Origin of the sequence: Azospirillum thermophilum (assembly GCF_003130795.1) — a bacterium.
GTDB lineage: Bacteria > Pseudomonadota > Alphaproteobacteria > Azospirillales > Azospirillaceae > Azospirillum > Azospirillum thermophilum.
In genome coordinates this window covers 741,272-766,610 of sequence record NZ_CP029353.1, presented here as the reverse complement: position 1 = coordinate 766,610, position 25,339 = coordinate 741,272, and the positions used below count along the sequence as shown (strand labels likewise).

The following is a 25,339-nucleotide window of genomic DNA, read 5'->3' as shown; positions in this document are numbered from 1 at the left end:
GGCCCTGGCCCTATCCCCGCGGCGCCGCCGCCCGGCGCAGCCGGTCGTTGATCGCCACGCCCAGCCCCTCGTCGGGAATCGGCATCACCGCGATGCTCTTCGCCCCGCTCTGGTCGAGCTGGCGGAGATAGGCGAACAGGTTGGCCGCCGCCTCGTTCAGGTCGCTTTCCAGGCTCAGGTTCAGGCGGGTCAGGCCGCCGGGAACGAAGCGGTCGGGGCCGAAGGTCAGGAAGGCCTCGTCCGGTCCGGCGCCGTCGGCATTCAGCCGCACCGCCGCGTTGGGCGCATAGTGGCTGGCAAGCTGGCCCGGCGACTTCGGCGCCGCCGGGTCCTCCTGCGAGACGCGGATCGGGCCGATCAGCCGCTCGATCTCCTCGCGCAGCACGGCGCCGGGACGCAGCAGCACCGGCTCCGGCCCGGTCAGGTCCAGCACGGTCGATTCGAGACCGACCGGGCATTTGCCGCCGGCCACCACCATGCGCACGCGGTCGCCCAGGCTCTCCAGCACGTGCTGCGGCGTGGTCGGGCTGACGGCGCCCGAGCGGTTGGCGCTGGGCGCCGCCACCGGGACGCCCGCCGCCTTCAGCAGCGCCTGCGCCACCGGGTGGCTCGGCGCCCGGATCGCCACGCTGTCGAGCCCGGCGCTGACCAGCAGGGACAGACCGCTGTCCGGCCGGCGCGGCAGCACGAGCGTCAGCGGGCCCGGCCAGAAATGCTGGGCAAGTTCTTCCGCCCGCTCGTCCGCCACGACCCATTGCTGGGCCTCCGCCCAGCCGGGGACGTGGACGATCAGCGGATTGAAGGACGGGCGGCCCTTGGCGGCGAAGATCGCGGCGACCGCGCGGTCGTCCGTGGCCTTGCCGCCGAGGCCGTAGACCGTCTCGGTCGGAAGGGCGACGAGCTCGCCGTCGCGCAGCGCCTCTGCGGCGCGGGCGATGCCGGCGGGGTCGTCGGAATGATTTCGGGGCGTTGCTCAGTCACAAGGGGTCTTTGTAGAGCGTCGGTCCGCCATGTCAATTCGTGCGGGTTGCGCCGGCCCGAGCGCCTGGGTATGACGGGTATGCGCAGCTCACAACAACATGATGGGTGCCGGCATGGCGGGCAAGGTCTTCACCGTGGCGCAGCAGAAGGGCGGCGCCGGAAAGACGACGCTGGCCGCACACCTCGCCATCGCCTGGATGCAGCTCGGCCGCTCCGTCGCCACGGTCGACATCGACCCGCAGGGCAGCCTGACGCGCTGGCACGCGGTGCGGATGGCGGCGACCGGCGGCGCTCCCGGCTTCACCCATGTGCAGATCACCGGCTGGCGCACCCAGGCGGAGGTGGAGAAGCTGGCCCGCGATCACGATGTGGTGGTCATCGACAGCCCGCCCCACGCCCAGACGGAGGCGCGCATCGCCGTCCGCGCCGCCTCGCTGGTGGTCGCCCCGGTGCAGCCGAGCCCGATGGATCTGTGGGCCGTGCATCCCACGCTCGACCTTGCCGCGCAGGAGAAGCGGCGGCTGCTCCTGGTGCTGAACCGCGTCCCGCCGCGGGCGAAGATCGCCGACGAGCTGGTGGCGAAGGTGCAGGAGCTGGCGAACCCGCCGGCCGTCGAGCTGGCGGCCGCCCAGATCGGCAACCGCACCGCCTATGCCGGGACGCTGCTGACCGGCCTCTCCGTCACCGAAGGGGTGCGCCGGACGCTGGCCGCGGCGGAGATGCAGGCTCTGGCCGAGGAAATCCTGGCGCGGGCCGGATAGGAGGAGCAGCGGTCTCCCGTCAGGTCCTGACCGTGGCCGTGTCCGCCGGGCCGCCCGCCGCGATGCCGGACTCCGTCCCCACCACGCGGCCGAGCCCGAGGCCGAAGCCCAGCCCGACCCCCTGGTCGGCGCCCGGCTGGTCGGCGCGGATCGGCTCGTCGCGCATGCGGCGGTGCTCCTTGTCGCGCGGCCGGGTCTGGCGGCCGTTGACGCTGTCGACCTCGTCCGGCGTCTCCAGCGCGTTCAATGCCAGGACCTGATAGATCGACAGCGGCGTGCCGTTCTGCGCCTTGGCCGGCGCCATCGGCATCTGGGTGGTGAAGCCGTCGGGCATGTCCTGCTTGCGCACCGTGTCGGTCACCACCTGCGCCGGCGCGAAGTAGGACAGCGGGTTTTCCGAGAACTTGCCGGCGAAGCGGTCGTAGATCTCCTTCAGGCTCTTGGCCCGGCCCGTTTCCTTGTCGAAGAACACGCCCCGGTTGGCCGCCGCCGCGTCGGGGAAGACGTCGCGCGCTGGCCGGTTGGGGCTGCCGTCCATGGCGTTGATGAACTTCGCGGCACCGCCCGCCCCGAGGAAATGGGCGAGGTACAGCTCGGTCGAGCCGACGGGGCGGCTGGTGTTCTCCTGCAGATACTCCTTGTTGTCGCGGGTGTATTCCGCGGCCATCAGGGCCGAGGCGGTCGGATCCTTGCGCAGGTCCAGGATCTCCTGCTTCATCGCCGGGTCGGCGACGTAGGGCCGGCCGTCGGAGCGGACCTGGATGGCGTTGGCGTATTTGGCATAGCCATGGTCTCCGCCATGCTCCTTCATCGTCTGCAGCCAGGTGCTGTCGATGAACTGGTAGAGCCCGGTGGCCGAGGAGGTGGAGGACTTGACGTCGGTGCGGTACCCGCTCTCCACGGCAGCTTTTTCCATCAGGTAGGAAAAATCGACCCCCGTGCGGGCGCTGGCGTTGCGCACCGCGGCCTCCACATTCGCCGGCCCGCGCGGCGTACGGGCCTGCTGGACGGCGGTTTCGGTCTGGCGGGCAAGGGCGGCGATGGTCATGGGTCGATCCCCTCTCGGAACTGCGCCCATTTCCTTGCAGATGCCATGCCAAGCGTGACTCGCCGAAATGGCGCGACAACCCGCCGCAAGGAAGTTGCGCGGCGGCCTCCGATCTATCCTGCATAGATACGCCCTCGCCAACTTCCGTGCGGCGCTGTATGTTGACGTGCACGTCAACCTGGCCCCAGCGCCGGGCGCAAACCACATCATCCGGCAAACATCCGGCTACGGGAGGTTTCTTCCGCCATGATCCCCTATACTGCTCCGGTCGACGATCTGCGCTTTGTCCTGAACGAGGTCGTCGGGCTCGACGCCATCGCGGCCCTGCCCAACTGCGAATCGGCCGCTCCCGACCTGGTGGACGCCGTGCTGGAGGAAGCCGGCAGGTTCGCCTCGGGTGTGCTCGCTCCGCTGAACCGCGTCGGCGACAAGGAAGGCTCGAAGCTGGAGAACGGCGTCGTCCGCACGCCGGCCGGCTGGAAGGAAGCCTACACGCAGTTCGCCGAGGCCGGCTGGAACAGCCTGCCCTTCGAGCCGGAGTATGGCGGGCAGGGACTGCCCTGGACCGTCGCCTTCGCCGTCAACGAGATGTGGCAGGCCGCCAACCTGTCCTTCGGCCTCTGCCCGCTGCTGAACCAGGGGGCGGTCGACCTGCTGACCGAGCATGGCAGCGCCGAGCAGAAGTCCGTCTATCTCTCGAAGATGATCTCGGGCGAATGGACCGGCACCATGAACCTGACGGAGCCGCAGGCGGGCTCCGATCTCGCGGCGGTGCGGACCAAGGCGGTGCGGGCGGAGGACGGCAGCTACCGCATCACCGGCCAGAAGATCTTCATCACCTACGGCGAGCATGACCTGACGGAGAACATCGTCCATCTCGTCCTCGCCCGCCTGCCCGACGCGCCGGCCGGCATCAAGGGCATCAGCCTGTTCATCGTGCCGAAGTTCCTGCCCAAGGCCGACGGCACGCCGGGCGAGCGCAACGACCTGCGCTGCGCCAGCCTGGAGCACAAGCTGGGCATCATGGCCAGCCCGACCGCCGTCATGGCCTACGGCGACAACGGCGGCGCCGTCGGCTTCCTCGTCGGCGAGGAGAACCGCGGCATCGAGTACATGTTCACCATGATGAACAACGCCCGCCTGGGGGTCGGCATCCAGGGTGTCGCCATCGCCGAGCGGGCCTACCAGCAGGCGCGCGACTTCGCCAAGACCCGCGTGCAGAGCAAGGATCTGGCCGACGGCAAGGGCGGCCCGGTCGCCATCATCAGGCATCCGGACGTACGCCGCATGCTGCTCGACATGCGGGCCAAGACCGAGGCGGCGCGGGCGCTGGCGCTGTTCGCCGGCACGCAGCTCGACATCTCCCGCCACCATCCGGAACCGGCGGTACGGGCCGCGGCGGCGGCGCGGGTCGACGTGCTGACTCCGATCGTCAAGGCCTGGTCCACCGACATCGGCTGCGAGGTCGCCTCCACCGGCGTGCAGATCCACGGCGGCATGGGCTTCATCGAGGAGACCGGGGCGGCCCAGCATTACCGCGACGCCCGCATCACCCCGATCTACGAGGGCACCAACGGCATCCATGCCAACGACCTGACCTTCCGCAAGACCGGCCGCGACAAGGGCACCTCGGCCAAGGCGCTGATCGCCGACATGCGGGCGACGGCGGACGCGCTGGCCTCGCTGCCCGGTGACGACGCGGTGGTGATCCGCAACGCGCTGAACGCCGGCATCGAGGCGCTGGAGCAGGCGGTGGCCTGGGTCGTCGCCACCCAGGCGGAAGGCGACCTGCAGGGGGCCGCGGCCGGCGCCGTCGCCTATCTGCGCCTGTGGGGCACGGTCGCCGGCGGCTGGATGCTCGCCCGCTCGGCGATCAAGGCGCTGGAGGGGCTGCAACGGCCGGGGGCCAACGCCTCCTTCCTGGAGACGAAGCTGGTCACCGCCCGCTTCTACGCCGAGCAGATCCTGACCCCCGCCCCGGCGCTGCTGCCGACCATCGTCACCGCCCGCAACACGGTGATGGCCCTGAGCGAGGAGCAGTTCTGATCCCGCTCCGCCTCCCCCGCGCCACGGCAGCCGCGCGGGGAGGCGGGCCGTTCACCAGTACCGCATCGCGTCGGCGTAGAGCCGGCGCAGGTCGTCGTCGCCCACGGCACAGGGGGCGATCGTCAGCAGGCGTTGCTGCGCCGAGGCGCCGCGCACCAGACCGGGAATGTCGGCCTCGCCATAGCCGAGCGCCGACAGGCCGTTCGGCACCCCGGTCGCCCGCATCATTTCGATCAGCCGGTCGGCCAGCAGCCGGCCCCCATCCTCCGCCACCGCCCCGCGCGTGTCGGCGCCGAGCGCCTCAGCGGCGCGAAGATGCGCCTGCGGCGCCGCCGGGCCGGTAAAGCGGAAGGCGGCGGGCGCGTTCAGCACCACCGAGATGCCGTGCGGCACCATCGGCTCCGCCTTCTCATAGCCGGTGGCGACGAAGCTGTGGTTCATGCCGGCCACCGAATAGGACATGGCGTGCGGGATGTGCACCCCCGCATTGCCGAAGGCCAGCCCGGCCAGCGTCGCCGCGAACATCAGGGCGTCGCGCGCCTCCTGGTCGTCCCGGTCGGCCACCGCCCGCACCAGATAACTGCCGCCGAGCCGGATCGCCTGGAGGCTGCCGATGTCGGACCAGGGGTTGGCGCCCTGGTAGGGCGGGCGCAGAGCCGAACTCTCCGGCCGCGGCCGGCTGCGGTAGGGGCGCGCCGTGTGGCTCTCGATGGCATGGGTCAGCACGTCGAAGCCGGTGGCGGCGATCACCCCCGGCGGCAGGCTGTCCAGCGTCCGCGGATCGACCACCGCAAGCGACGGGCGCAGATGGCGCGACGAGATGCCGGTCTTCACCTGCTTCTCGACATGGTCGAAGATGGCGACCCCGGTCGTCTCGCTGCCGGTGCCGCAGGTGGTCGGGCAGGCGATGTGCGGCCGGACCGGGCCGGGGACCGGGATCCCCTCCCCCAGCGGCTTGTTGACGTAGGCGAGGAAATCGGCCGGGTGGGTAGCGTAGAGGTTGGCCGCCTTGGCCGTGTCGATGACCGAGCCGCCGCCGATCGAGACATAGCCGTCGACCCCCGCCTCCCGCGCGAAGGCCGCGGCGTCGAGGAAGGAGGCGCTGGTCGGCTCCACCCGGCAGCCGTCATAGAGCACCACCTCCAGCCCCGCCCCCTTCAGCGAGGCCAGCGCCGCGGCGAAGGGCTCGGTCGCCGCGACGTTCGGGTCGGTGAACAGGGCGACCCGCGTAATCCCCAGCGAGCGGGCATCGTCCCCCAGTTCCGCCAGCATGCCCGGACCGAACTTCATGCGCGCGGCTTCGACCGTGAATCCGGTCTCTCCGCCGGGATCGATGGGATAGGCGTTCGGTGACGGCATGACGGCGGGTCCCCCCTGTTGGCCGGTTCCGGCATTCGTTGCGCCGGTTATCCGACCGCGGGAAGGGACCGCCTGTCAATATGTTGGCTCGCCACTCAAACGGCTTGCTCCGGCGGCTGCGGACCGGCGGCCGGCAATTCCGGGGGTGGCCGCACGCCCGACTGCAAGCGCCGGTAGAGATAGCCGATGCCGATCAGTGCGAGGCCGAGGCCGAGGAAGGAGGCGACGCGGTAGAGCCCCTCCAGGTCGTCCATGTCGCTGAGGAACACCTTGGCGACCACGCCCAGCACCAGCAGGATCGCGACATGCCGCATCCCGGCGAGATGGAAGCGCAGCGCCACGATCAGCAGGATCACCGCGAAGGCGAGGAAGCCCGCCGAATAGCTGTACCATTCGGCATCCGTCATCGGGCCGTAGCTCAGCACCGGCCCGCGGAAGGCGTGGCGGATCTCCAGCGCCAGATTGGTCGCGATCAGCAGGAAGGGCAGCGCCGCACCCACCGTCCGCAGGCGCCGGGGCAGCGGGTCGAGCCACAGATAGAGCAGGCCCAGCAGCGCCGGCAGCCCGTAGGCCAGCAGCAGCACATTCGCGACCGGCCAGTCGCCGACCGGCTCGCCGGTATCGACCGGGTTCAGATCGATCACCTGGAGGAACAGAGCCTGCATCGCGGCGAGGGCGACCAGGATGCGCCGACCCCAGCGGGCGACCGGCCGGACGCTCCAGCGCCGGTCGGCGGTCAGCAGGACGGCGAGCGCCAGCCAGGCCAGCGTGTGCAGCGCCGTCTCCTTCAGCGTGCTCGGCGGCTGCTGGGCGGTGCCGACGGTCAGGTCATGGATCTCCAGCGAGACCAGCATGGTGGAGAAGATCAGCGCTCCGGCCTCCAGCAGCGCCACCACCAGATCGTCGCCCCGCCCGTCCGGCGCCTGCCGCAGCCAGCGCGCCGCCAGGAAGAAGCCGATCGCCGGAATGCCGTAGCCGTAGAGGATCCAGCCGAGCCCACCCGCCTGATAGTCGAGCACGAAGGGATTGACCGCCAGCCGCGCCAGCACGGCGAGCGCCACCAGCAGGATCACCCCGCGCAGCGACCGCAGCCCCATGCGATGCTCCAGCCAGCCCAGCACCGGCACCTGGAGCGCCAGCGCCACGGTCAGCCACGCCTCGCGCAGCAGCATGGTGGCGCCCAGGCTGATGGCGCCGACCGCGCCGGCCGCGAAGGCGGCAAGGCCGAGGCCGGCGCCCGGACGGTGGCGATGGCGGGCAAGCGGCGTGGTGGCGGCGACCAGCGCCGCGGCCAGCGCCAGGGCGGTCGCCGGCCAGGCCGTGCTGGTCTGCGGCGGTTCCACCATCGCATAGGCGAAGGCCAGCAGCACGACCGGCACCAGCGCCGACAGCGAGGCCCACAGCGCCATGCGCCGGGAATTCCACAGCGCGACGAAGCCGCCCAGCCCGAACAGGACGGCGAAGGCGCCGGTGGCGCGCAGGAAGCTGCCGATCGCCTCGGGGACGAGGACCGGCAGGACCGGCACCGCCGGCTGGCCCTCCGGCGTGACGGCGGCCGGCTCGGCCGGCATGTAGGGCAGCACCCACGCCCACAGGGCCAGGATGCTCGCCAGCGCCGCGACCCAGGCGATGCCGGCGATCCGCTCGACCCGCCGGCCGACGACGAGGCAGAAGGCGGAGAACAGCCCCAGCACGGCCAGCGAGGTCAGGCTGTGCCCATCGGTCCAGGTCATCACCGCGGTCAGGCCGCCGAGCAGGATGGCCGCGGCGACGGCCTGCCGGTCGGCCGGCAGCCGGTTGCGCTTGCGCCGCAGCCAGTCCGGCAGCACGCCGCCCAGCGCGGTTTCGGCGGGCACCGTCTCCTCCGGCTCGGCCGGGGCGGGCGCCCACAGGGCCGGCATCAGGAACAGCGCCGTGGTCAGCAGCAGGTAGAGGCCGACCGGCAGCGCGTCCTCCTGGTAATTCCAGACGAAGGCGCACCAGACCAGCACCCACAGCGACCCGCCGAGCAGGGTTCCCCAGCCGAGCCAGCGCCAGCCCCGCCACAGCACCACGAACATGCCGCCGCCGTTCAATGCCAGCAGATAGGCGAACAGGCCCCAGACCATCGGGTCGCCGGAGGTGACCAGCATCGGCGTGGCATAGCCGCCGAGAAGGCCGAGCGCCGCAATGAACGGCCCCTGCAGCAGCGACAGCGCGATGCCGAGGAAGGCCAGCCCGGCCAGCATCGTGAAGGCGACCAGCGGCGCGAACAGGTCGAACAGGGCGAAGCCGCCGTAGACGCTGGCGAAGGCGGTGAACAGGCCGGCGGCGGTGAGCGCCGGCGGCACATAGTCGGGACGCCCGGCGTTCGTGAGGCCGGCGCCCGCATGGCCAGCCCCCTCGCCCTCCCCGGCTTCGGCCGGACGGCGCAGCTCCTTGCGGCGCACCCACTCGCCGCCGACCATCAGGGCGATGCCGGCCAGCAGCCCCAGCGCCACCCGCACCGAGGGCACCAGCCATCCCTTGTCCACCGACAGCTTGATGAAGAAGGCGCCGGCCAGCGCCAGGGTCGCCCCGCCCAGCCAGATCAGCCAGCGGGAGGTCAGCGACTCCTCGATGTCCTTCCAGGTGGAGCGCGGCTTCGGCGCCGGCCGGGCCGGCTCCTCCGCGGGCGCCGGCGGCTCCTCCCGCGCGAAGACGGGCGGCTCGGCGGGCCTCTCCCACGGCTGCCGGGGCGGTTCGGCGGCCGGCTCCTCCGGGGCTTCGCCACGCTCCCCGGGGGGCGTGACGGGCGGCGGCGCGAAGGGAGAGCGCGGCTGCGCCTCGGCCACCGGGGGCGGCAACGGGGCGCCCAGCCCGGCCAGCGCCTTGCGCAGCGCGGCAAGTTCCATCTCCTGCAGCCGCACGCGCTTGTTCAGGCTGAAGGTCATCACGGTGGTTATGGGGAGAAGCAACAAAGGGATCGCGAAGACGAGCCCGAGGATTACAAAAAACGAATCGTCCATACCCTACCACCGTCCCATCGGCGACTTGCTGTCGGCGGAGCATAGCGCCCGGCGATTAAACTGTCTCCAATGCGGCGGGACTTACTCCGTTCGGCCTAAGCGGCCCAACATTGCCAATGCGTCGTCCACCGCATGGAAGTCGGCGGTGTTGTCGAAGATGCACCAGACCGGCCGTCCGGCCGCTTCCCGCGCGATGCGCTCGGCCAGACGGTCGAGCACGGCGGCGTCGTACTTCGACCGGTACATCACCGGCGACCCGTGCAGCCGCCAATAGCGCAGCCCCGGCCAGCCGCCGGGCTCGGCGGCGGCGGGCACCGGAGCGGGGTCCGCCGCGACGCGGGCCACCCGGTGATCGGCCAGCAAGGTCTCCGCCTCTTCCCTGAACCAGGAGCCATGGCGCGGCTCGCACACGAGGTCGCCGGCAAACCGCGACCGCAGCACGGCGAGGAAGTCGGCGACGACCGCCCGGTCGAAGGCGAGGCTCGGCGGAAGCTGGGCGAGCAGCGGCCCGAGCCTTGGGCCGAGCGGCGCGATCTCCGCCAGATAGGCCGTCATCAGATCCTCGCAGCCGCGCAGCCGGCGCTCGTGCGTCACGGCCCGCGGCAGCTTGATCGCGAAGCGGAAGTCCTCGGGCGTGGAGGCCGCCCAACGCGCCCAGGTCTCCGGCTTGTGCGGCCGGTAGAAGCGGCTGTTCACCTCGGTCGCCGGGAAGACCTGCGCATAGCGCTCCAGATGCGTGCCGGCGGCCGGAAAGGCGGCAGCCGACAGCTTCGGGATGCTCCAGCCGGCGACGCCGATCCGGACGGTGTGCGGGTGCATCGCCGCCCTCAGCCGGCCTGGACCTGCCGCTCCACCCGGTCCCGCCGGGTCCGCAGCGACTCCGCCTCGACGAAGATGCGGCGGATCTGCGGATACTGGCCGCGGATCCGCCCTTCCAGCACGCACACCGCATCCTCGACGTCGCGGGCGGTCAGCCCGTCCTGGAATTCGACGGAGAGGTTCAGCAGCACGTCCTCGGGGCCGAGATGCATGGTCAGCACGTCGATCGGCCGCCTGATCCGCCGCTCCTCCCCCACCAGTCGGCGGATGCCGTCGACCACGCGGCGGTCGGCCGCCTCGCCGATCAGCAGGCCCTTCGATTCATAGGCGAGGACGGCCGCCACGACCGCCAGGACGAGCCCGATGCCGATGGAGGCCCAGCCGTCATAGACCGGGTCGCCGGTCAGTTCGCTCGCCGCCAGACCGGCCGCCGCGATGGCGAGGCCGGTCAGCGCCGCGCTGTCCTCCAGAAGGACGATGAAGACCGAGGGGTTCTTGGAGCGGTGGACCGCCGACAGGATGCCGAGGTCGCCCTTGCGCCGGCGGAACTCCCGGAACGCCACCATCCAGGAGGCGAACTCGAACCCCGCCGCGATGGCCAGCACGGTGAAGTTGACCCAAGGGCTCTCCACCGGCTCCGGGTGCTTCAGGGCACGCCAGCCATCATAAAGCGACAGGCCGGCGCCGATGCCGAACAGCAGCACGGCGACCACGAAGGACCAGAAATAGACCTCGCGCCCATAGCCGAAGGGATGGTCCGGGGTCGGCGGCCGGCGGGACCGCCGGATGCCGTGGAGAAGCAGGACCTGATTCCCGCTGTCGACCAGGGAATGGATCGCCTCGCTGAACATCGCGGCGCTGCCGGTCAGGGCTGCGGCAACGAGCTTGGTCAGCGCGATCATGATGTTGCCGGCGAACGCCGCGATGACGACCTTGGTGGAGCCTTCGGCCAAGCGAACCAACCTTTCCGGCAGGGGAATCCATCCGGCAGACGGACGGGAGGCCTGCCGCGAAGGGAAACACCCCCGGGAAAGGTCGGTTCCTCTGTCCTACTCCCGCGACGGGCCGCGCAGGGTCCGCCACAGGCACATGCCGGCGTAATAGGCGGAGGTCGCGATCCACAGCAGGAACAGCGCCATCGGCCGCTCGGGCTGCAGTTCCACCAGCGCAGCGCTCGACGCCAGCCACAGGCCGGTGACCAGGATGTTCAGCCGCATCAGCTTGCGCACCCGGAAGGGGTGGAGGAACTTGACCGTCGTGAAGGTCAGCAGCCCCAGCACCAGAACCACCCCGGCGTTGATCCACGGGTCGAGGCCCAGGATCCAGAGATAGAGCGCGACCACGTTCCAGATGGCCGGGAAGCCGACGAAATAATTGTCGCCGCTCTTCATCCCGACATTGGCGAAGCAGTAGAGCGAGGTCAGCAGGACCCATCCGGCGAAGGCGACGCCGAAGCCGTCGGGCAGCAGCCCGAAGCGGTGCATGAAGACCGCCGGCACCACCACATAGGTCAGATAGTCGATCACGAGGTCGAGCACCGACCCGTCGATCCCCGGCAGCACCTGCTTGACCGAGGCGCGGCGGGCCAGCGTCCCGTCCACCCCGTCCACCACCAGGGCGAGACCCAGCCAGGCAAGGCAGGCCTTGGCGTCCCCCGCGGCGACCGACAGCAGGCCGAGCAGCCCGAGGACGGCGCCGCTGGCGGTGAAGACATGGACGCCCCAGGCCGACAGACGCCGTGCGATGCCATAGTCGTAGCTGGCAAGGCCGGAGGCGGTCCGTCCCTCCTCGGTGGTGGTCAGGCTGGTTTCCATGGTTCCGCTCGATAGGGTGCTGCTCATTGGGAAGGGTCTATTGCTACGCGAGAGCCGGGCGTCGTGCAAAGGCCGGGTTTCCAGCCAGCGCGTCGGGCAAGGGTCCGCCGGTCGCCCAGTCCAGCAGTTCGACCGTGTGGACCACCGGAATGCCGGTGCCGCCGCCGATCTGGGTGATGCAGCCGATGTTGCCGGCGGCGACCGCATCGGGCGCCGTGCCTTCGATGGCGCGGACCTTGCGGTCGCGGAGCTGTCCGGCAAGCTCCGGCTGCAGGATGTTGTAGGTCCCGGCGGAGCCGCAGCACAGATGCGCCTCGGGAATCTCCTTCACCCGGAAGCCGGCGGCGCGCAGCAGGGCGCGCGGCTGCTCGCGGATGCGCTGGCCGTGCTGCATGGAGCAGGCGGAATGGTAGGCGATGGCCTGCCCGGTCTCCACCGTCGCGGCGGGCAGCCCGGCCTCGGCCAGCAGTTCCGTCACATCGCGGGCAAGGCCGGCGATGCGCGCCGCCTTCGCCGCATAGGCCGCGTCCTCGCGGAACAGGAAGCCATAGTCCTTGACGCTGGTGCCGCAGCCCGAGGTGATGATGACCACCGCGTCCAGCCCCTCGCCCTCGATCTCGCGGGTCCAGGCGTCGATGGTGGCGCGGGCGGCGGTCATCGCCTGCTCCTCCCGTCCCATGTGATGCGTCAAGGCGCCGCAGCAGTCGGCCCCCTTCGACACCACCACCTCGATGCCGGCGCGGGTCAGCAGGCGGATCGCCGCCTCGTTGATCTGCGGCCCCAGCACCCGCTGCGCGCAGCCGATCAGCAGCGCGACGCGCATCCGCCGCGTCCCCTCCGCCCGATGGACGCCGGGCCGGTCGGCGTGGCTCGGTCCGGGCAGCGAGGCCGGCGCCAGCTTCAGCATGGCGCGCAACCGCTTCGGGAACAGCCCGGCGAAGGGCTTCGCCCCCCAGGCGCCGAGCAGGGCCAGCCGCAGCAGCGCCGGATTGGGCAGCACGCGGGCCAGCAGGTCGCGCATCGCCCGGTCGGCCTTCGGGCGTTGGTAGGTCGCCTCGATATGGGCGCGGGCGTGATCGACCAGATGCATGTAATGCACGCCCGACGGGCAGGTCGTCATGCAGGACAGGCAGGACAGGCAGCGGTCGATGTGCTTGACCGTCGTCTCGCTCGGGGTGCCGCCCGTCTCCAGCATCTCCTTGATCTGGTAGATGCGCCCGCGCGGGCTGTCCAGCTCGTCGCCCAGCAGGACATAGGTCGGGCAGGTCGCCGTGCAGAAGCCGCAATGGACGCATTTGCGCAGGATGGCTTCCGACTCGCGGTTGGCTGCGTCGGCGAGCTGGGCGAGGGAGAAGTTGGTCTGCATTGGGGGAAGGTCCGTCACACGCCCGCGTAAAGGCGGCCGGGGTTGAGAACGCCGCGTGGGTCGAAGCTCTCCTTCACCCGGCGCGTCAGCGCCATCACCGGCTCGGGAAGCGGATGGAAGACATCGGCGGCGGCCCGCACCTGCTCCGGCGCCCGCACCAGGGTGGCATGGCCGGAGGCCCCCACCGCCCTGCGGATCGCCGACGCCGCCTCCGCGGAGCCGTCGCCCGGCAGCGCGACCCAGAGGAGTCCGCCGCCCCAGTCGAAGAACAGCTCCGCCTCCAGCGTCCGACGGATCGCCTCGGCAACCCGCGGCCCCTCGGCCGGCGGCACCGACAGCTTCCACAGATGGGGAAGCGGGGCGCCGTTACCAGGGGGGGCGAACCACACGGCATCGCGCACCTCCCGCCAGAGCGCCAGCGAGGCGTCGCGGTCGAGCACCGCATCGGCCCGCAGCTCCTCCTTCAGGGCGGCGACGCGGGCGGCGACCGACGGGCCGAAACCCTCCACCCGCACCAGCGTCATGGCGCCACCGCCCTCGGCCACCGCGGCGACGGAGGAGTGGCCGGCGACGTTGGCCGGCAGATGGGCCGCCCCCGACACCTCGTGCGGACTCCGCAGCGCACGGCCGAGGGCCGCCACCGCCGCAGCATCATCCAATCCGGCGACCAGCAGCGTGCGGCTGTCCTCCGGCGCCGGCAGGACCTTCACCGTCACCTCGGTCAGCGCGGTCAGCGTCCCGAAGGAGCCGGCCATCAGCTTCGGCATGTCATAGCCGGTGACGTTCTTCACCACCTTGCCGCCGCCCTTGTAGAGCTCGCCCCGGCCGCTGACCCCGGCGATGCCCAGCGTATGGTCGCGGGCCGAGCCGGCGCTGATCCGCCGCGGCCCGGCGAGACCGCTGGCCAGCAGCCCGCCGAGCGTCCCCTCCCCCGCCGGTCGGCCGTAGAGGGCGCCGGTGTCCGGCGGCTCGAAGGCGAGATGCTGCCGCGCCCCGGCCAGCAGCGGCAGGATGTCGGCCATCGGCGTGCCGGCCCTGGCGGTCAGCACCAGTTCCTCCGGTTCATAGGCGACGATGCCGGAGAAGGCGGAGAGATCCAGCGCATGGCCGGCCTGGACCGGCCGTCCGAGCCCGCGCTTGCTCCCGCTGCCCAGCAGTTCCAGCGGCTCGCCCGCCGACAGCGCCCAGCGGACGGCTTCGACGAGCTGGTCCGGCGTTTCCGGCTTCAGGGTTGTGACGGTCATGCCGGCCTCAGAACCGCGGGATGTCGGGAAAGCGCAGCGCGCCCTGGTGGACGTGCAGCCGGCCGAGCTCGGCGCAGCGGTGCAGGGTCGGGAACACCTTGCCGGGGTTCAGCAGACCGTCCGGGTCGAAGGCGCATTTCAGCCGCTGCTGCTGCTCCAGGTCCGCCGCGTCGAACTGGTCGGTCATCAGGTCGCGCTTCTCCACCCCCACCCCATGCTCGCCGGTCAGCACGCCGCCGACCTGCACGCACAGCCGCAGGATGTCGTTGCCGAAGGCCTCCGCCCGCTCCAGTTCGCCCGGCCTGTTGGCGTCATAGAGGATCAGCGGATGCAGGTTGCCGTCGCCGGCATGGAAGACGTTGGCGACCCGCAGCCCGTACTGGTCCGACATCTCCTGCATCCGCTGCAGCACCAGCGGCAGCGCCTTGCGCGGGATGGTCCCGTCCATGCAGTAATAGTCGGGACTGATGCGGCCGACCGCCGGGAAGGCGGCCTTGCGCCCGGCCCAGAAGGCCAGCCGCTCCTCCTCCGAGGTCGAGGTGCGGGCATAGCAGGCGCCATGGTCGCCGGCGATGGCCTCGACCCGCCCGATCAGGTGGTCCACCTCGGCGGCCGGCCCGTCCAGCTCGACGATCAGCAGCGCCTCGACGTCCAGCGGGTAGCCGGCATGGACGAAGTCCTCCGCCGCATGGATGGCCGGCCGGTCCATCATCTCCATGCCGCCGGGAATGATGCCGGCGGCGATGATGGCGGCCACGCAGTCGCCGGCCTGCTCGCTGCTGGGAAAGCCCAGAAGCACGGCGCGGGCGGTGGCCGGCTTGCGCAGGATGCGCACCGTCACCTCCGTCACCACGCCGAGAAGCCCTTCGGAGCCGGTGACGATCCCCATCAGGTCGTAGCCGCCCGACTCGAGATGCTTGCCGCCCAGCCGGACGATGGTGCCATCCATCAGCACCATCTCGACCCCCAGCACGTTGTTGGTGGTCAGGCCGTATTTCAGGCAATGCACGCCGCCGGAATTCTCCGCGATGTTGCCGCCGATGGTGCAGGCGATCTGGCTGGATGGATCGGGGGCGTAATAGAAGCCCTCATGCGCCACCGCGTTGGAGATGCCGAGGTTGGTCACGCCCGGCTGGGCGACGACGCAGCGGTTCTCGTAGTCGATCTCCAGGATGCGGTTGAACTTGCCCATGCCGAGCAGCACCCCGTCGGCCAGCGGCAGCGCCCCGCCCGACAGCGAGGTCCCGGCCCCGCGGGGCACGACCTTGACCGCCATCTCCTTGCAGGTCTTCAGGATGCGGCTGACCTGCTCCACCGTGCTGGGCAGGGCGACGACCAGGGGAAGCTGGCGGTAGGCGGTCAGCCCGTCGCACTCGTAGGCGCGCAGTTCCGCCTCGTCGACGATCACCCCCTCGCCCGGCACGATGGCGCGCAGGGCCTCGACGATCTGGCGGCGGCGGGCGATCACCCCGCTGTCGGGTTCCGGCATCTTCATGGGGGACAGATCCTCCCTCGCCGCCGCGGTTGGTTCCGCAAGCGTTCCTCGGTCCCCGAGTCGTACCATCGGGACCGCCGGACAGACAAGCGGTGGCTGCCAAAACGCAAAGGCCGCGCCTGAGAGGCGCGGCCTTTGCGAGAAACCGGTTCCGCCGAGTCACCGGCCGAGGACAGGGCCCCCGGCCACGACCAGAAGCGGGATCAGCCCTGGCGGGCCTTGAAACGCGGGTTCTGCTTGTTGATGACGTAGACGCGGCCCTTGCGGCGGATCACGCGGCAAGCCTTGTGGCGCGTCTTCATCGACTTCAGCGAGTTGACGATCTTCATAACGGTCTTCCTACGTTCTCTTGCTGGTCGCTCGGCGGCTCGATCGAAGGCGCGCAACATAGTGTGGCGCACCCCACCTGTCAACGGATAGAGCGCCTGAACGGCGTCTCAGTTTCACGTCCGCCCTTCCGGCGCTGGAGGACGAAGCGGGCATGGCCGCCGGCGAGGGAAACCCGTCCCGGCAATGCGGGCCTGCCGCGAGCCGGGACGGGTGGGTGGGGCCGGAGCCGGTCAGCCCAGGGCGTTGCGGGTGTGCAGGGCGATCATCAGTTCCTCGTCGGTCGGGATGACATAGACGGGAATGCGGCTCGCCGGGGTGGAGATGCAGGAGCGGTTGGCCTCGTTCGCCTCCTCGTCGATGGCGACGCCGAGCCAGCCGAGCTTGTCGCCGACCCGTGCGCGCACCGGGGCGGAGCGCTCGCCGATGCCGGCGGTGAAGACCAGCGCGTCGATGCCGCCCATCGAGGAGGCGAGCGCCCCGGTCTCCTTGGCGATGCGGAAGCAGAACAGCTCCACCGCCTGCTCGGCATGGGGGTCGATGCTCTCCAGCAGCGCCCGCATGTCGTTGGAGACGCCGGAGACGCCGAGCAGGCCGGACCGGTTGTAGAGCAGCCGCTCGATGCAGCCGGCGTCCATGCCCTTCTCGCGCATCAGGTAGATCAGCACGCCGGGATCGATGGTGCCGCAGCGGGTGCCCATGGGCAGCCCGTCCAGCGCGGTGAAGCCCATGGTGCTGTCGACGCTGCGCCCGCCATGGATGGCGCACATGCTGGCGCCGCTGCCGAGATGGGCGACCACCACCCGGCCGTCGGCCAGACCGGGGGCGATCTGCGGCAGGCGGCGGGCGATGTACTCGTAGCTGAGGCCGTGGAAGCCGTAACGGCGCACGCCCTCCTCCGTCAGCTCGCGCGGCAGGGCGAAGGTCTGCGCCTGCCAGGGCTGGCCGCGGTGGAAGGCGGTGTCGAAGCAGGCGACCTGCACCAGCTCGGGATGCGCCTCGGCCAGCGCGCGGATGGCGGCGAGGTTGTGCGGCTGGTGCAGCGGGGCGAGCGGGACGAAGCCCTCCAGCTCGTCCATCACCTCCGGCGTCAGGCGGACCGGGGCGGCGTAGCGGGTGCCGCCATGGACCACCCGGTGCCCGGCGGCGGCCAGCGTGGCGCCGTCCAGATGCTCCTCGATCCAGTCGAGCAGGAAGCGGAGCAGCCCGGCACGGTCCGGCGCCTCGCCACCCGTCCAGCTCCGGGTCGCCAGCGGGGCGCGCTTGGCGTCCTTGGCCTCGAAGACGGGGGTGGTGCCGATGCCGGAGATCTGGCCGTTGATGGCGGCGGCCGGGTCGCCCTGCCCGTCGTCCCGGAAGACCGAGAACTTCAGGCTGGACGAGCCGGCGTTGATGACGAGAAGGGCTCTGCCGCTCATGGCGCGACCCTCCCCTTACTCGGCCGCGGCGGCGGCGCCCCGGCGCCGGGCGGCGGCGGTGAGCACGGCGACGGCGCAGGAGGCCAGCCGGGTGCGCACGGTGTCGGCGCGGCTGGTCAGGATGACCGGGACCTTGGCGCCCAGCACGATGCCCGCGGCATCGGCGTTGGCCAGGAAGGAGAGCTGCTTGGCCAGCATGTTGCCGGCCTCCAGGTCGGGCACCAGCAGGATGTCGGCCTGGCCGGCGACCTCGGACTTGATGCCCTTGGTGCGGGCGGCCTCCAGGCTGATGGCGTTGTCGAAGGCCAGCGGGCCGTCGAGGACGCCGCCGCGGATCTGGCCGCGGTCGGCCATCTTGCAGAGAGCCGCCGCCTCCAGCGTCGAGGCGATCTTCGGGTTCACCGTCTCGACCGCCGACAGGATGGCGACCCGCGGAACGTCGACGCCCAGCACCTTGGCAAGGTCGATGGCGTTCTGGACGATGTCGACCTTGTCCTCCAGCGTCGGGTAGATGTTGATCGCCGCATCGGTGATCAGCAGGGGCCGCGGATAGGTCGGGACGTTCATCACGAAGACGTGGCTGAGCCGGCGGCCGGTGCGCAGCCCGGTCTCCTTGCGGACGACCTCGGCCATCAGCTCGTCGGTGTGCAGGCTGCCCTTCATCACCGCCTCGCACTCGCCGGCGCGGGCGAGCCGGACGCCGGTCTCGGCCGAGGCATGGCTGTGCGGCACGTCGACGATGCGGTAGCGCGAGACGTCGAGCCCGTGGATCTCCGCCACGGCGCGGATCTTGGCCTCCGGTCCGATCAGCACCGGGTCGATCAGGCTGGCCTCGGCCGCCTCGACGGCGCCGCGCAGCGAGCTCTCGTCGCACGGGTGCACCACCGCGGTCGGGACCGGCGGCAGCGTCTCGCACTTCTTCAGCATCAGCTCGTGGCCGTCATGCCGGATGACCTGGACCTGCGGCAGCTCGGCGGCGGCGCGGCGGACCTTCTCGGTGGGGGCGATGACCTCGGCGGTGCCGGAGACGACTTCCTTGCCGTCCTGGTTGAGGGCGGTGCAGTCGAACACCACGACGTTCTTCTCCGGCCGCTTCTCGCGGGCGGTGACGGTCACGGTGATGATGTCGCCGAGGCCGACCGGGCGCTTGAAGCGCAGGTCCTGGCCGAGATAGATCGTGCCCGGGCCGGGCAGCAGCGTGCCGAGCACGGCGGAGATCAGCGAGCCCGACCACATGCCATGGCCGATCACCTTGTGGAACAGGCTGTCGGCGGCATACTCCTCGTCCAGATGGGCGGGGTTGATGTCGCCCGAGACGGTCGCGAACAGCTCGATGTCCGACATGGTCAGGCGGCGCGACAGGCTCGCCTTCTGGCCGATCTCGATCTCATCGAAGGTGACGTTTTCGATCATGGTGCTTGAGCCGCTCCTGACGATGACGGTGCCCCTGTCGAGGCTGGTGTCGAGGCTGTGTTCGGCGCTGGTCCCGGCGGTCTTCGTCGGCGTCCGGCCGGCAGCGATGGCGGTGTCCATTCCAATGCTCCTGAAAGGATAGCGGCACAGGCATGAAGCCCGCTCGGCCGAATCCTCCCGCTCTCCTTTTTCGCCCCGTTGCTCCGCGTCCTGCGACGCCGGAGCCCGGGTGCTTCTTGGGCTTCCGGGGGACCGGAAGCCGGGATGTCGTCCGCGCAACGCTAGCGCAGGCCGGTGAACGCCTCGTGACAGCAGCAGCCGGAAAACAGCGCTCGGCGGTGTCACGTTGCCGCACCGCAGCATCGCCAACAGAGATACGCCCACCCCCGGCCGGACCCAATGACCTACATCAATAGGACAGACGCCAGCCGGACGGGACCCGCAACGGTCAGGCCAGAAGCTCCCGCAACGCCGCATCGACGGCCGCCGCCGGGATGTGGTGGTCCCAGTCGAAGGAGAGGCCGCCGCGGTTGCGCACCGCCCGCCCGACGAGCTGCCGGTAGGGCTGGCCGAGCAGGCCGCAGAGCCGGCCGAACTGCGGCAGCACGCAGTGTTCGTGCGTCAGTTCCAGCACGCGGGTGCCGCGGCGGGCGAAGGCGACGGCGGCGGTCCCCGCCCCCACCGGCGCGGCCAGCGCTTCGGCCGAGGCGAGGACGGCGATCTGCTCCTCCAGCGGCAGGCCGTCGGGGACGAAGGGCTCGAAGCCGTGGGAGGCGAGGACGGCGGCGACCTCCTCCTCGTTCACCAGGACGCGGTGCACGCTGCCCCGGCGGGTGAGGTAGAGGCGGCGCTCCGGCCCCGCCGGCTCGTCGAGGTCGATCCCCAGCGCCCGCCCGATGCGGCCGCGCAGGAAGGCCATATGCTCCGGCGCCATGTCCTGGAAGCGGTGGGTCAGGGAGGGCAGCCACAGGCGCCGGCAGGACAGCGGCACCGCCGGATCGACCGGCCGCATCCGGCCGGGATCGAGCCCCAGCAGCGCGAACAGCGCCGCCACCCCCGGCAGCAGGGTCGTTGAGACCAGGACCGGCAGCCCGGCAAGCTCCGGATGATCGTCGATGCAGCGGTCGAGGACGCAGAGCTTCGACGCCCAGTCCAGCACCCCGTGGCCGAAGTTGCCGTCGCCGCCCAGCAGCACGGCCTCCTCCGCGATGCGGCGGGGCTCGCCGCGGCACGCGACGAGGAGCCGGTCGTCCGCCGCCGCATGGCAGGCGACGTGGGACAGCAGCTCCAGGCTGCCGCGGGACCAGGGATGCAGCCCGTCGAGCAGGAGCGCACCGCCGTCGGTCGACACCATGGAGAGGCCGGGATGGACCAGCCCCTCCTCCACCCGGGTCAGGTAGGCCTCGGGCAGGGCCGGCGGCCGCGCCGGGAGGACCACGCGCCGGGGCTGGCCGGCCTGCCGGCTCCATTCCGCCGGCGGCAGGATGCGCAGCGCCTCGTAACGGGCGGGAGGACGGCCGTCCAGGCGGTCCAGACGGGCCAGCCAGACGCCCGCCGCCTGCCCCTCCCCCGCCCGGAACAGCGAGGCCGCGAGGCGGTCGAGGCTGCGGCGGTCGTCCGGCCGCAGGGCGAGCGCCGTGCGCAGCGCCGGCAGGGCGGCGGCGTCCCCCGCTGCGCGGGCCAGCGCCTCCCCCAGCGACAGGCGGGCCGGCGCGAAGCCGGGGCGCAGCAGCACGGCCCGGCGCAGGGCGGCGACCGCGTCGTCGGCAGCCTCCGGCTCGTCGGGGCCGGTCAGCATCGCGCCGAGGTTGGTCCAGCCCTCCGCCAGATCCGGCTGCAGCGCCAGCGCGCGGCGCAGATGGGCCGCCGCCTGGCCGGGCCGGCCGAGCGCCGCCGCGGCGTTGCCGGCGCCGACCCGGAGGGCGGTGGCCTCCGGCGCCTCGTGCAGCAGGCCGGTCAGAAGCTCCAGCGCCTTGGCCGGCTCGCCGGCCTCCAGCAGCAGTTCGGCGAGGCGGCGGCGCGGCTCGGGGTGGCGGGGCAGCAGCCGGGCGGCCTGCCGGAAGGCGCGGAGCGCCGCCCCGGCCTGCCCCGCCGCGTGACGGGCATTGGCGAGGTTGAAGCTCGCCGCCCCGAGCGCGGGGTCGAGCGCCACCGCCCGCTCCTGCGCCTGCGCCGCCCGCTCCAGCCGGCCGGCGCGGCGGAGCAGCGAGCCGAGCAGGACGAAGAAGGGCGCATCCTCTCCGGCGCCGGCCACGGCGCGGGCCAGCAGCCCGGCGGCCGGCCGGCCCTGCCGCATCAGCAGCACCGCCATCAGCGCCTGCATCTCGCAATGGTCGGGGACCGCGCCCAGCACGGCGTCGGCATAGGCGGCGGCCTCGGCCAGCCGGCCGGCCTGTTCATGGTCGAGGGCGAGCCGCACCGCCTCGCCGACGGTCAGCTCCGGCTCCGGCCGGGCGGGATCGGTGGTCGTCATCGCCGGCCACTATGCCACGGGCCGGGCCAACAGGCGACAGGCCGCCGACTGCCAAGCGGTCAGGCGTGGCCGGCGGTCAGGCTGGGGACGCCGTCGCGCAGGTCGCCGACGATCGGCACGCTGATCGAGAACATGGTGCCGCGGCCGACCTTGGACTGGACGGAGACGGGATGGTCGAGGATCGAGGCGGTGCGCCGCACGATCGACAGGCCGAGGCCGAGGCCGCGCGCGCTGTCGCGCCGGTCGGTGCCGTAGCGGTAGAAGTCCTCGAAGATGGCGTCCATCTGGTCGGGCGGGATGCCGGGGCCGGTGTCCCACACCTCGATCGACAGGCGGCCGTTGCGCCGGCGGCAGCCCAGCAGGATGCGCCCCTGGGGGTGTAGCGCAGGGCGTTGACCAGCAGGTTGCGCACCATCCGCTCCAGCAGGACCGGGTCGCTGCGGACGATGGCGGAGGTGTGGACGACGTGGAGGGTGAGGCCCTTGTCGGTCGCCTGGTCGGCGATCTCGATCGCCAGCCGGGCGGCGATGTCGTGGAAGGGGAAGTCGCTGACCTTCGGCTTGACGTTCCCCGCCTCCAGCGCGGAGGTGTCGAGCAGGGTGGAGAGCAGCGCGTTGCCGGCGGACAGCGCCTCGCCCAGCTTGGTGGCGATCTCCACCTGCCGGGGGTCCTCCAGCCGGCTGAGCAGGATGTGGTGGAACAGGCTCATCGCCTGGAAGGGCTGGCGCAGGTCGTGGCTGGCGGCGGCGAGGAAGCGCGACTTGGCCTGGTTGGCCCGCTCCGCCTCGGCATGGGCCTCGGCCAGCGCCTCGCGGATCTGCGTGGCCTCGGTCACGTCGATGGAGGCGCAGACGACGCCCGAGATGGCGCCGGCATCGTCGTACATCGGCTCGACGATCATGTCGAAGACCTTGGGCTCGCCGGAGATGGTGAGCTGCACCTCCTGCCGGACGCCGATGCCGGTCTCCAGCACCGGACGGACGATGGAGTCGAGGAGCGCCGCCTCGTCGGGGTCGAAGATGTCGGCATGGGTGCGGCCGATGAAGTCGACCGGCTGCTGCGTACCCTGCGGGCTGTACATCCAGACATAGCGGAGGTCGCGGTCCTGGCTGAACAGCGTGATGTGGGAGTGACGCAGGGCCATGCGGAAGCGCTGCTCGCTCTCGCGCAGGGCGCGGGCCATGGCGGCGCGGGCGCGCGCCTCGGTCTGGAGGAGGCGCTTGGCCTGCGCCTCGCGCCGGGCGTAGCCGGCGAGCCCGGTGGTCAGCACCAGCCCGAGCGCCAGCACCATCCAGGCCGCCTTGTCGGCGGGATCGAACAGCGGACCGCGCCGGGTCGCCACGACCAGCCGCCAGGACCGGCCGCCGGACTCCAGCGGGCGCGAGACGGTGGGGACCGTCTCCAGCTCCGCCACGCTGAGGGGATGGAAGACGGCGCCCTGATGGGAGGCTTGGCCGGCCGCGGGTGCGGCGCCCTGGCCGGCGCTGCGGTCGGCCGCCGGCTGCACGGCGACCACCCGCTGCCGGCCGGCCGCGTCGGTGTCCACCAGATAGGCGTCGCCCGCCGTGAGCTGCAGGCTGTTCAACGCCTCGCGCAGCAGGCGGTCGATGCGGAAGACCGACCAGAGATAGCCGCTGACCAGCTCGCAGTTGCCGATGGGGTCGGCGGGATCCGGCTCGCGCAGATAGACCGGCATCAGGAACATGACCAGGGCGCCGGGCGGCGTCGCCGGCTCCCCGGCCAGCGGCGGCGGCTCCGCCGCGACGATCTCCCCCGTCCGGCAGGCCTGGGCGAGCTGCGACCGCCGCCCCGGCCAGGCGGCGAAATCCTCGCCCAGCAGGGTGGCGTTGGGGATCAGCGGCTCCGCCATCACGGTCACGTAGAGATCGTCATCCCCTTCGGCCGGGGCGCCGCCCCCGGAGGTACGCCGCACCGAGAAGGTCGGCCGGCCGTCCGCCCGCATCGCCCGTTCGAGCAGGGCAATCTGCTCCGGCGCGATGCGCCGCGCCCAGGCGACCGAGCGCAGAGCCGGCAACTGCGGCAGCAGCGGCTCCACCGCCGTGGCGAAGCTGGCCTGGGTCACCGGGGCGGGGCCGGCCATCGGGCCGCTCAGCGCGCGCAGCAGGAGGACATGGGAATCGAAGCGGGCCTCCAGCAGGCTGTGGAGCTGGACCACCTGCCGTTCGAGGAAGGCCGCCTCCACCTCGCGCGTGTTGGCGCGCAACAGGAAGAAGGCGCCGAACGACAGCAGCACTCCGACCGTCGCCATCACGGGGACCGCCAGGGACCGCCGTCCTCCTCCATACGACTGATTTGCCATGCCCTTACCGGCAATTCCCAGAATGATGCAGCGCCGCTTGCGCACGCGGTCGCTACTTTAGCAATGGGACAGCACTCTCCAAAAGTTGAAATCAGGCAGGTATCACGAAGGGGGTAGATGTTCTTATGCGTTGTTGAACAATCTGCTGCGAGACTATTGGTTTACAAATAATGAATAGGTGCCGGAGCAATTTCGGCCCAACTCTTCCGGACGGCGCTCCGGCCGGAAATCGCCACCAGAAGTTAAGGCATTCCGCCGGCGATCAACTTGCCCCGGCCGAGCAGCCTGGCCAGCGCCGCACGCAATGCCAGCGGCGCCACCGGCTTGTGCAACAGCGGATAGCCGGACAGCCGCGCCTCGCGCAGCCGCCGCGGGTCGGTGTCGCCGGTCAGGATCAGGCCCGGCAGCTCGGTGTCCAGCACCTTGGCGAGCTGCCGGATGGCGACGATGCCGTTGGCCGCCCCCTTGAGCCGCAGGTCGGAGATCACGAGATCGGGCGGCTGCGGCGACGGCCCCAGCCGCTCGACGGCCGCGTCGAAGGAGTCCGCCCCGGTGACGGCGCATCCCCACTGCTCCAGCAGGGCCTGCAGGGCGGCGAGCACCATGTCGTCGTCCTCGATCACCAGCACGCGGGCGCGGCTGATGTCCGGCGCCAGGGTCTCGCCCGGGTCGCCGGAGGCGGGCTCCGGCTCCTCCTCCGTCTCCGGCGCACGGGGCACGAGGACGGAGAAGACGGTGCCGCGCCCGGCAGCGGACCGCACCGCCAGCCGCAGGCCGAGCCGCCGGGCGATGCCGCGCGCCAGGGTCAGGCCGAGGCCGAGCACCCCCTGCACCTCAACCCCGCCCTCCGCGCCGTCGAGCACCCGGTGCAGGGCCGCCAGCTCGTCGGCGGAGAGGCCGCGCCCGTTGTCCCACACCTCGATGCGCAGATGGCCGCCGCTGCGCCGGCAGCCGACCACCACGCGGCCGCGCGCGGTGTGGCGCAGCGCGTTGGTGACCAGCCCTTCCAGAAGCCGCTCCATCATCAGCGGATCGGTGCGGACCTGCGCCGAGCAGGGCATGACCGAGAAGCGCAGGCTGCCGCCGTCGAAGCGCGGCGCCACCTCCAGGGCCAGCCGGGTCAGGATGCCGTTGACGGCATGGCTGCCGACGTCGGGCTCGCACAGCCCGGCCTCCAGGCGGACGAGGTCGAAGTGCCCCTCCATCATCCGCTTCATCGACTGGATGGCGTTGCCCATCGCCTGCAGCAGGTCGCGCGAGGCGGGATCGCTCACCCGCCCGTCGAGCGCGCCGACCAGCAGCGACAAGGCGGCCAGCGGCTGGCGCAGATCGTGGCTGGCGGCGGCGAAGAGCCGGCCGGACAGGTCCATGGCGGTCCCCGCCCCGGCCGGCAGTCCGCCGCCCGCCTCGCGCTCGCCGCCCTTTCCCTGGCCCTCGGTCCCGATGCCCATCCCGCGCTATCCCCCGT

The 25,339-nt window shown here is 71.7% G+C and carries 18 protein-coding genes and 1 pseudogene; 2 read left to right on the top strand and 17 right to left on the bottom strand.

The window, feature by feature from the left end; translation table 11 throughout:
- Positions 1–10: 10 nt before the first annotated feature.
- Positions 11–916 carry an L-threonylcarbamoyladenylate synthase gene (locus DEW08_RS09700; protein WP_342760770.1) on the bottom strand — a complete coding sequence of 302 codons (906 nt, stop codon included), beginning with the start codon at positions 914–916 and terminating at the stop codon, positions 11–13.
- A 178-nt stretch (positions 917–1,094) separates the two neighbouring features.
- On the opposite strand from DEW08_RS09700, the gene parA reads away from it, so the two are divergent.
- Entirely contained in the window at positions 1,095–1,742 is a 648-nt protein-coding gene (parA, locus tag DEW08_RS09695; RefSeq protein WP_109326595.1) for a ParA family partition ATPase, read from the top strand.
- A 19-nt stretch (positions 1,743–1,761) separates the two neighbouring features.
- On the opposite strand, the gene DEW08_RS09690 is transcribed toward parA, so the two are convergent.
- Positions 1,762–2,790 (bottom strand): lysozyme family protein, encoded by a 1,029-nt coding sequence (locus DEW08_RS09690; RefSeq protein ID WP_109326594.1) that lies wholly within the window; start codon positions 2,788–2,790, stop codon positions 1,762–1,764.
- Positions 2,791–3,036: 246 nt separating this feature from the next.
- Between DEW08_RS09690 and DEW08_RS09685 the strand changes: the two genes are divergently transcribed.
- A complete protein-coding gene (locus DEW08_RS09685; protein WP_109326593.1) occupies positions 3,037–4,836 on the top strand; it encodes an acyl-CoA dehydrogenase in 1,800 nt (599 codons plus the stop codon).
- A 51-nt stretch (positions 4,837–4,887) separates the two neighbouring features.
- On the opposite strand, the gene DEW08_RS09680 is transcribed toward DEW08_RS09685, so the two are convergent.
- The 15 genes and pseudogenes from DEW08_RS09680 to DEW08_RS09615 all read right to left on the bottom strand — a co-directional run bounded on the left by DEW08_RS09680 (position 4,888) and on the right by DEW08_RS09615 (position 25,322).
- Positions 4,888–6,195, bottom strand: a complete 1,308-nt coding sequence (locus tag DEW08_RS09680; protein ID WP_109326592.1) for a hydroxyacid-oxoacid transhydrogenase — start codon at positions 6,193–6,195, stop codon at positions 4,888–4,890.
- A 95-nt stretch (positions 6,196–6,290) separates the two neighbouring features.
- A complete protein-coding gene (locus tag DEW08_RS09675) occupies positions 6,291–9,107 on the bottom strand; it encodes a DUF2339 domain-containing protein (RefSeq protein WP_109326591.1) in 2,817 nt (938 codons plus the stop codon).
- A gap of 156 nt (positions 9,108–9,263) precedes the next feature.
- Positions 9,264–10,001 (bottom strand): DUF72 domain-containing protein, encoded by a 738-nt coding sequence (locus tag DEW08_RS09670; protein WP_109326590.1) that lies wholly within the window; start codon positions 9,999–10,001, stop codon positions 9,264–9,266.
- Between the two features lie 8 nt (positions 10,002–10,009).
- Entirely contained in the window at positions 10,010–10,954 is a 945-nt protein-coding gene (locus tag DEW08_RS09665; RefSeq protein ID WP_109326589.1) for a cation diffusion facilitator family transporter, read from the bottom strand.
- Positions 10,955–11,050: 96 nt separating this feature from the next.
- On the bottom strand, positions 11,051–11,815 hold the full coding sequence (pcsA, locus tag DEW08_RS09660; protein ID WP_245986550.1) for a phosphatidylcholine synthase: 765 nt from the start codon (positions 11,813–11,815) through the stop codon (positions 11,051–11,053).
- A 43-nt stretch (positions 11,816–11,858) separates the two neighbouring features.
- A complete protein-coding gene (gene glcF, locus DEW08_RS09655; RefSeq protein WP_109326588.1) occupies positions 11,859–13,181 on the bottom strand; it encodes a glycolate oxidase subunit GlcF in 1,323 nt (440 codons plus the stop codon).
- Positions 13,182–13,195: 14 nt separating this feature from the next.
- The gene (glcE, locus tag DEW08_RS09650) at positions 13,196–14,425 is read right to left on the bottom strand and encodes a glycolate oxidase subunit GlcE (RefSeq protein WP_109326587.1); all 1,230 of its coding nucleotides are present in this window, start codon (positions 14,423–14,425) and stop codon (positions 13,196–13,198) included.
- Positions 14,426–14,432: 7 nt separating this feature from the next.
- Positions 14,433–15,920, bottom strand: a complete 1,488-nt coding sequence (locus DEW08_RS09645) for an FAD-linked oxidase C-terminal domain-containing protein (protein WP_211107193.1) — start codon at positions 15,918–15,920, stop codon at positions 14,433–14,435.
- A gap of 203 nt (positions 15,921–16,123) precedes the next feature.
- Positions 16,124–16,249, bottom strand: coding sequence for a type B 50S ribosomal protein L36 (ykgO, locus tag DEW08_RS09640; RefSeq protein ID WP_012973122.1), 126 nt, complete (start codon positions 16,247–16,249; stop codon positions 16,124–16,126).
- A 231-nt stretch (positions 16,250–16,480) separates the two neighbouring features.
- Entirely contained in the window at positions 16,481–17,665 is a 1,185-nt protein-coding gene (locus DEW08_RS09635; RefSeq protein ID WP_109326586.1) for an acetate/propionate family kinase, read from the bottom strand.
- 15 nt (positions 17,666–17,680) lie between these two features.
- Positions 17,681–19,078, bottom strand: coding sequence for a bifunctional enoyl-CoA hydratase/phosphate acetyltransferase (locus DEW08_RS09630; protein ID WP_109329694.1), 1,398 nt, complete (start codon positions 19,076–19,078; stop codon positions 17,681–17,683).
- A gap of 448 nt (positions 19,079–19,526) precedes the next feature.
- Entirely contained in the window at positions 19,527–21,551 is a 2,025-nt protein-coding gene (locus DEW08_RS09625) for a glycosyltransferase 61 family protein (RefSeq protein WP_109326585.1), read from the bottom strand.
- Between the two features lie 59 nt (positions 21,552–21,610).
- Positions 21,611–21,871 (bottom strand): sensor histidine kinase, encoded by a 261-nt coding sequence (locus tag DEW08_RS32225; protein ID WP_245986549.1) that lies wholly within the window; start codon positions 21,869–21,871, stop codon positions 21,611–21,613.
- Between the two features lie 308 nt (positions 21,872–22,179).
- Positions 22,180–23,652 (bottom strand): annotated as a pseudogene (locus DEW08_RS09620) (CHASE domain-containing protein); the annotation flags it as partial.
- 461 nt (positions 23,653–24,113) lie between these two features.
- Positions 24,114–25,322: an ATP-binding response regulator gene (locus DEW08_RS09615; protein ID WP_109326583.1), complete on the bottom strand. Its 1,209-nt coding sequence runs from the start codon at positions 25,320–25,322 to the stop codon at positions 24,114–24,116.
- Positions 25,323–25,339 lie beyond the last annotated feature (17 nt).